The sequence below is a fragment of the Bartonella jaculi genome (assembly GCF_039543045.1).
Taxonomy (GTDB): domain Bacteria; phylum Pseudomonadota; class Alphaproteobacteria; order Rhizobiales; family Rhizobiaceae; genus Bartonella; species Bartonella jaculi.
The window spans coordinates 67,400-74,992 of sequence record NZ_BAABIZ010000007.1 but is presented as its reverse complement, the minus strand read 5'-3'; the positions used below and the strand labels follow the sequence as shown (position 1 = coordinate 74,992).

The following is a 7,593-nucleotide window of genomic DNA, read 5'->3' as shown; positions in this document are numbered from 1 at the left end:
TTTCCTTCACATTCCCAACGTCGTAGAGTGCTAATAGAAACCCCCAAAGCTTGAGCGGCCTTACCTATCCCAACAAATCTATTCATAATACGTATTATTACATAGATATAAATAGATTACAAGTAAAGTGTGTAAACCCCACCATTTTCATCATGATGAGGGCACGCAAAATCACGCGGAAACATGCAAAACTTTCTATAGGCATAGGGCTTGTGCTTCAAGCACAAGCTTTTTCTTGTTCTTTTGTCCATTTTCCTAAAGCGGCAAGATGATTCATCCGTGCACGATGAGCAAAAGCCTTTTGCGCCACAGCAATATTTTCATGCCGCCCACCCCATGCTTTCAAGGCCGCCGCTTGCAATGCCCGCCCATAAGAGAAGGTCAATTTCCAAGGCCATGTCCCCAAAGCATTCATCGCAGACAAATGCGCCGTTGCTTCCTGATCAGACTGCCCTCCGGAAAGAAAAGCAATCCCTGGCACAGCAGCAGGAACAGTCTGTTTCAGAACGCGCACCGTTTTTTCAGCCACTTCTTCAACACAAGCACTGCGTGCATCTTTACCATCGATCACCATATTGGGTTTTAAAATCATACCCTCCAAAACAACACGGGCTTCAAAGAGCTCTTTAAACACTGTGTTCAAGACAGCTTGTGTCACCTCAAAGCAACGCGCAATGGAATGCCCACGTGATAGTCCATCCATGAGTACTTCCGGTTCAACAATCGGCACAAGACCAGCTTCCTGACACAAAGCCGCATAGCGTGCGAGAGCTTGTGCATTTTGCCTTATTGCTCCTCTTGTTGGCAGAGCATGTGCATCAATAGCAATTACCGCACGCCATTTTGCAAAACGTGCTCCCAAAGCATAGTAGTCTTTTAAACGCTCCCGAAGACCGTCCAGCCCTTCTGTAATTGTTTCCTGAGGAAAAGCTGCCAATGGTTTAGCACCGCTGTCCACTTTAATACCAGGCACAGCACCGGCATCACGAATAAGATCTGTCAACATTTTCCCAGACGATGCTTTTTGACGAATGGTTTCATCAAATAAGATGACACCAGAGATAGCGTTTTCCATAGCTTCTTTTGCGCTAAAAAGCATTTCACGATAGGCGCGACGATTTTCTTCGTTGGACTCAACACCAATGGTTTCAAAACGCTTTCCAATTGTGGCAGTACTTTCGTCTGCCGCCAAAATACCCTTACCCGCCTGCACCAAAGCAAGTGCTATCTCTTCAAGACGTTCATTCATAAAAAAATCCTTTTTATTTTATTTTCATTTCTAAAAATGCGCAACCACATCAAAACATCCCACACGACCGTCAGTTTTTCTTTAACCTTCGCTTCAAAGAAGCCCTTTAGTGCTGCATAAGGGCGAGAATACCCGGCAGCACCTTCCCTTCCATCCATTCTAAAAAGGCACCGCCTGCGGTTGAAAGATAGGTAAAATCATTTGCCACACCAGCCTGATTAAGTGCAAAAACCGTATCTCCCCCTCCAGCGATTGAAACCAATTTCCCTTTTTGACTACGTTCTGCTGCATGGCGTGCAACCGCAATTGTTCCTTGATCAAAAGGCGACATTTCAAAAACACCAAGAGGTCCGTTCCACACAAGGGTAGTAGCTTTATCAATAACTTTCTTAATCTGAATAATGGAACGCGTACCAATATCGAGAATCATGCCATTTTCAGGAATATCTCCCATATCATAAAGACGATGCGGGGCATCTTTTTCAAAACGAAATGCAACGATAGCATCCACAGGGAGCAGAAGCTCACATTGGCATTCTTGTGCTTTTTTGATAATTTTTTTTACCGTTTCCATCAGCGCATGTTCACACAGTGACTTTCCCACAGACACACCTTGTGCAGCTAAAAAACTGTTGGCCATACCACCGCCAATCACCAAGTGGTCAACTTTTTCAACCAAGTGATTGAGTACAAAAAGCTTACTAGAAACCTTTGCTCCCCCCACGATTGCGACCACTGGACGTGTTGGATTGCCAAGACCTTTTTCTAACGCTTGCAACTCAGCCTGCAAAGAACGCCCCGTATAAGAGGGTAACAAATGTGTTATTCCCTCCACGGAAGCATGGGCACGATGAGCAACTGAAAAAGCATCATTAACATAGAGATCCCCATTATGGGCTAAAGCTTCAGCAAAACAGCAATCATTTTTTTCTTCCCCTGAGTAAAAACGAACATTTTCCAGCAGTAAAACGCCCCCATTTTGCAACGCCTCAACCGCTGTCTCTGCTACTGGCCCGATACAATCTGGTGCAAAAGTAACAGACTTATTGATTATTTTTTCTAGCACCTCCACAACAGGGCGCAGTGAAAATTCTGGCTCCACCTTTCCCTTAGGGCGCCCACAATGCGAAAGAAGAATAAGCTTAGCACCACGCCTTTGAAGTTCAACGAGTGTTTCTTTATGCCGCTCTAAGCGAGTCGTATCGCAGACCTTGCCCAGTGACATTGGCACATTAAAATCTACCCGCACAAGAACACGTTTCCCCGCGACATCAACATCATCAAGTGTACGAAAACCCATCATTGCTTCCTCTTCACTTTTTGTTGTTCCAAACAAATGTCTCCACTCAACTTTTTTCTCACATAATTTTTTCTTATCTTCTGCCAAAGAGATCCGCTACAACGTATATTCTCTCAGCCTTCATTCCCCCTGTATTTTCCATTCCCTCTATTTTTTCAATCTTGATCTTTTTCAATCTTGATCTTTTTCAAATCCTGCATCTCTCATGAGATCAGAAAAAACATGCGTTCTCATACCCACATGAAAGATGATAAACCTCGCATTAATCACGCTATGAGCATCTTTTTTTCAGCACACCACGAACACTCTTGGTTACTGTTTTTTTCAAAAGAACGCACCTTAACTTTTATATTACAAAAATGCCCTTCTATTACAAAAAAGGACCCGAAGGTCCTCTTATATTGTCTTGGCAAAAGCCACAGCAGTATCGCTCATGCGGTTTGAAAAACCCCACTCATTATCATACCAAACCAGCACACGACAAAGCTGACCCTCGATCACCTTTGTTTGATCATTATGGAAAATAGCTGAATGTGAATTATGATTAAAATCACAGCTCACGAGCTTTTCCTCTGTAGTGTCTAAAATTCCCTTAAGCGCTCCTTGTGCAGCAGTATAAATAGCTGTATTAATTTCTTCAACAGTTGTGGAACGTTTAGCGGTAAAGGTCAAATCCACAACGGAAACATTAGGAGTTGGAACACGAATCGACACACCATCGAGCACCCCCTTTAATTCGGGCAAGACCAACCCCACGGCTTTCGCCGCCCCTGTAGAAGTAGGGATCATAGAAAGGGCTGCTGCACGTGCACGGTAAAGATCACGATGCATTGTATCCAACACAGGTTGATCACCCGTATAAGAATGGATTGTTGTCATAAATCCCTTTTCAATGCCAACCGAGTTGTGCAAGACTTGCGCGACAGGCGCCAAACAATTGGTTGTACAAGAAGCATTTGAAACAACGCGATGCTCCTTGCTCAAAGACTGATGATTGACGCCATAAACCACGGTGAGATCCGCCCCTTCTGAAGGTGCAGAAACAAGAACACGCTTTGCCCCTGCATCTAAATGCGCCCTTGCTTTATCACGCGCAGTAAAAATGCCCGTACATTCCAAAGCAACATCGATATCCAAAGCCTTCCAAGGCAATTGTGCTGGCTCACGCTCTGCGAACACCTTTATCAAGCCCCCACCAACATCAATAGCATCACCAACAACCTTAACGGCACTAGGGAAGCGCCCATGAACGGAATCATAGCGCAACAAATGGGCATTTGTTTCTACCGATCCCAAATCATTAACAGCCACCACCTCGATATCTTGTCGTCCACTCTCCACAATGGCACGCAAAATATTGCGCCCAATACGGCCAAACCCATTAATTGCAACGCGAACAGTCATTTCACATTTTCCTCATCGATCTTTATAGCACAACAAATGGGCATTCGCTTCCACCAACCCCCAATAATGAACAGCCACCACCTCAATATCTTGCCGTTTATTACCCATAATGGCACTTTCCACAATGGGGCACACCATATTGCATATTGCCCCCCATAATACGACCAAACCCGTTCATTGCAACGCGAACAGTCATTTTACATTTTCCTTATTAACTTTTTTAAGTTCTTTTTCAACGGTAGCAACCACATTCTCACAAGTAATACCGAAATGCGCATACAGGGCATCAATTGTTCCACTTGCACCAAATCCCTCCATGCCAATAAACAAGCCATCACTGCCAATAAAACGGTCCCATCCTTGTCGGACTGCAGCTTCAAGTGCAATTTTAATCGGTGCATTCCCGATGAGAGCACGCTGATATGAAAGGGATTGTTGCGCAAAGAGTTCAAAACACGGCACAGAAACCACACGCGTTGAGATACCCTTTTCTTCTAACACCGCATGTGCCTTCACCGCAATTTGCAATTCTGAGCCGGAAGCAAACAGAGTGACCGCCGCATCATCCCCAGCCGTTAGCAATTCATAAGCGCCCAGCATACAGAGGTTTTCTTCTTCATGGTCTTGACGTAAAAGTGGTAAGTTTTGTCGGCTTAAAGCCAAAGTGGAAGGTGTATTGCGTGCTTTCAAAGCCAATTGCCAACATTCGACTGTCTCCACAGCATCAGCGGGGCGGAAAACAAAATGATTAGGCAGAGCGCGCAAAGAAGCCAAATGCTCCACGGGTTGATGAGTAGGACCATCCTCACCAAGACCAATGGAATCATGGGTCATGACATAAATCACCCGCAATCCCATCAGAGAAGAGAGGCGCATTGCGGGACGCATATAGTCAGAAAAGCATAAAAAGGTTCCGCCATAAGGAATAAAGCCGCCATAAAGGGCAAGCCCATTCATAATGGCTCCCATTGCATGTTCGCGAATTCCATAATGCAGATAACGCCCTGAAAAGTCTTCAGCAGAAAGACTTTTCATCTGACTACTTTTTGTATTATTGGACCCAGTTAAATCAGCAGAACCGCCAATGGTCTCAACAACGACTTCATTGATCACTTCCAGGGCCATTTCAGAAGCTTTACGGGTAGCAACGACAGGAGAATCCTCAATCAGTTTTTGTTTATAAGCATCGATAGCACTATCAAATCCGCCCACGAGATCGCCTCGCATTAATCTTTCAAATTCCAGCCGTTCTGAGACGGGAAGATTTGCGAATTTTTCTTCCCATTTTTGCCGTTTTTTAGCAGCACTAAGACCAGCCAAGCGCCAATTATCCAGAATATCTGCAGGCACAACGAAAGGCTCTACCTCCCACCCTAAAGCGACACGCGTTACAGCAACTTCGCGTGCTCCTAAAGGGGACCCATGAACTTTATTGGTTCCAGCTTTATTTGGTGCTCCAAAACCAATAGTTGTTTTACAAGCGATCAGAGTTGGTTTATCGGAATTTCGTGCAGTTTCAAGAGCACGCGCGAGTGCTGCTTGATCATGTCCATCAACTTTGAGTGTGTTCCAACCAGACGCCTTAAAACGCGCAATCTGATCAGTACTGTCAGCAAGTGAAATCTCTCCATCAATAGAAATATTATTATCGTCCCACAACACAATTAATTTATTGAGTTTCAAATGGCCCGCAAGTGAAAGTGCTTCTTGAGCAATTCCTTCCATGAGGCATCCATCCCCAACCAACGCGTAAGTGTAATGGTTGATGAGATCTCCAAAACGCGCATTATGCAAGCGCTCACCAATTGCCATTCCCACAGCATTAGCCAATCCCTGTCCGAGCGGTCCAGTGGTTGTTTCGATTCCCGCAACATGGCCATATTCTGGATGCCCAGCAAGTTTAGACCCTATTTGGCGGAAATTTTTGATATCCTCAAGAGAGATATCTTCATAACCAGAAAGATATAAGAGAGCATAAAGCAACATAGAGCCATGCCCAGCCGATAACACAAAGCGATCACGGTTGGGCCAACGAGGATTTTTGGGATCATGGGCAAGGAATTTTGTATAAAGAACAGTCGCAATATCGGCTGCCCCCATTGGCAAACCAGGATGACCAGAATTTGCTTTTTCAATCGCATCAATAGCAAGAAAACGGATAGCATTGGCCATCTGATTCTGTTGTTCGGTATTTGTCATGAATGATAGACCACTTTGTTAAACGCGTTATTGTGTTGCTTCTTCCGTATTCTCTTTAATCGTTTTAAAGAATACTCTTCAGTCTGTTTAAATCATCAGCGTGAGACCTCCTGCGATCACCTCAATGACCATTCCCCTCACACATCTTTTATGCACATATCATTTATGCCAATACTCTCAAAAAATCCAGCTTTTAATTAACACGTATCCCCTGCTTTACTTGCTAAAATATCCTACATACTTAAAAATAAAATTGACGCAAGAAAAGACAATGAGTGATTCGTTTTTGCATAAAAAACTGATAAAGGATACAATCACCCATAAGGATAGAACATCATGAACCAAGAAACTCAGGTTCTAGCACACGCTTTAGAGCAGCTGGAAAAGGCACTAAGAACCTTAGAGATGACCATTATAAACCGCAACGCTGTTATCGATAAACACAACGAATGGGAGGAAGAAATTCAACGAATGAATGCTGATCGTAGCCGTCTTGCCCAAGCACTTGATAAAGCCGAAGCCCATGCTGAACGGCTAGAAGCGGTAAATAAAGAAGTTTCCAAACGTTTAATTAAAGCAATGGAAACGATTCGTGTCGTAATTGATAGATAAAGGTTTAAAACCATGGAAACCGTTTCCGTTACCATTGATGGCAAAGTTTATCGTATGGCTTGCGATAAAGGGCAAGAACGCCATCTCATTGAACTTGCCGCTCGATTGGACCAATATATCACGCACCTAAAGACAAATTTTGGTGAAATCGGTGATCATCGTTTATCGGTTATGGCCGGCATTATGATTATCGATGAAATGGAGGAAATAAAACGAGAAAACAAAAAATTACAAGAAGACTACGAAACTCTTTTACGACTCCACAATGAAAGAGACCGCACCATGGGGAGAATCATGCGAAACACAACGGAGAGGATTGAAAAGCTTACCCATCAATTGCTCCAAGATGAACAAAATAGTTCTCATTCTGAAGAACAGGAAAATTCATAAAGCACATCAGTTCTTAAAAACAGTGCTCTAACGCTTAAAGATGTGCGTATAATCGGGCATGATTATACCCGCATCCTTGCGAGAAAATCATGTAAAAAGCAAAAGCAACAAGCAAACAGAGTGTCCTCTAAGAAAGAAAAGAGCACTGCGCATACCCTGCGTTTAACCTACCGTAACCAGATAAAAAACTTCTTTTCAAGAATGCTCTAATGCAAAATCCATCAAACACCGTTTTCTTTACACCTATGAAGGCATAAGCTAACACACCATTATTATAGCAGCACCCAATATTGCAACTGTTTTTGACCATAAACGCTTCATAAGAGCCCTCTTTACGCCTTTCTCAAACAATTTTTATTCTACAGCTTGCTCTTATCTTGCGATACACACGCAAACGTTTTTTATTCTGAAGGCGAGAATTTGTAATGAGAAAAACTTC

7 protein-coding genes are annotated in these 7,593 nt (G+C 43.5%); 2 read left to right on the top strand and 5 right to left on the bottom strand.

Annotation, left to right across the window (positions count from 1 at the left end):
- From ABD915_RS10265 to tkt, 5 genes are all read right to left on the bottom strand, one after another.
- Positions 1-86 (bottom strand): MerR family DNA-binding transcriptional regulator (locus tag ABD915_RS10265; RefSeq protein ID WP_425548187.1); only part of this gene is annotated, 86 nt, incomplete at its 3' end.
- A gap of 131 nt (positions 87-217) precedes the next feature.
- The gene (locus tag ABD915_RS04665) at positions 218-1,249 is read right to left on the bottom strand and encodes a class I fructose-bisphosphate aldolase (RefSeq protein WP_345115836.1); all 1,032 of its coding nucleotides are present in this window, start codon (positions 1,247-1,249) and stop codon (positions 218-220) included.
- A gap of 106 nt (positions 1,250-1,355) precedes the next feature.
- Positions 1,356-2,549, bottom strand: a complete 1,194-nt coding sequence (locus ABD915_RS04660) for a phosphoglycerate kinase (protein WP_345115847.1) — start codon at positions 2,547-2,549, stop codon at positions 1,356-1,358.
- Positions 2,550-2,945: 396 nt separating this feature from the next.
- Positions 2,946-3,953: a type I glyceraldehyde-3-phosphate dehydrogenase gene (gene gap / locus ABD915_RS04655; RefSeq protein ID WP_345115833.1), complete on the bottom strand. Its 1,008-nt coding sequence runs from the start codon at positions 3,951-3,953 to the stop codon at positions 2,946-2,948.
- Between the two features lie 192 nt (positions 3,954-4,145).
- Positions 4,146-6,152, bottom strand: coding sequence for a transketolase (tkt, locus tag ABD915_RS04650; RefSeq protein ID WP_345115829.1), 2,007 nt, complete (start codon positions 6,150-6,152; stop codon positions 4,146-4,148).
- 336 nt (positions 6,153-6,488) lie between these two features.
- Between tkt and ABD915_RS04645 the strand changes: the two genes are divergently transcribed.
- A complete protein-coding gene (locus ABD915_RS04645; RefSeq protein WP_345115827.1) occupies positions 6,489-6,764 on the top strand; it encodes a DUF4164 domain-containing protein in 276 nt (91 codons plus the stop codon).
- Positions 6,765-6,776: 12 nt separating this feature from the next.
- Entirely contained in the window at positions 6,777-7,154 is a 378-nt protein-coding gene (locus ABD915_RS04640; RefSeq protein WP_345115824.1) for a cell division protein ZapA, read from the top strand.
- Positions 7,155-7,593 lie beyond the last annotated feature (439 nt).

Excerpts from the sequence above, each read along its gene's own strand:
- ABD915_RS04665 (WP_345115836.1), bottom strand. The coding sequence starts at position 1,249 with ATGAATGAACGTCTTGAAGAGATAGCACTTGCTTTGGTGCAGGCGGGT.
- ABD915_RS04660 (WP_345115847.1), bottom strand. The coding sequence starts at position 2,549 with ATGGGTTTTCGTACACTTGATGATGTTGATGTCGCGGGGAAACGTGTT.
- gap (WP_345115833.1), bottom strand. The coding sequence starts at position 3,953 with ATGACTGTTCGCGTTGCAATTAATGGGTTTGGCCGTATTGGGCGCAAT.
- tkt (WP_345115829.1), bottom strand. The coding sequence starts at position 6,152 with ATGACAAATACCGAACAACAGAATCAGATGGCCAATGCTATCCGTTTT.
- ABD915_RS04645 (WP_345115827.1), top strand. The coding sequence starts at position 6,489 with ATGAACCAAGAAACTCAGGTTCTAGCACACGCTTTAGAGCAGCTGGAA.
- ABD915_RS04640 (WP_345115824.1), top strand. The coding sequence starts at position 6,777 with ATGGAAACCGTTTCCGTTACCATTGATGGCAAAGTTTATCGTATGGCT.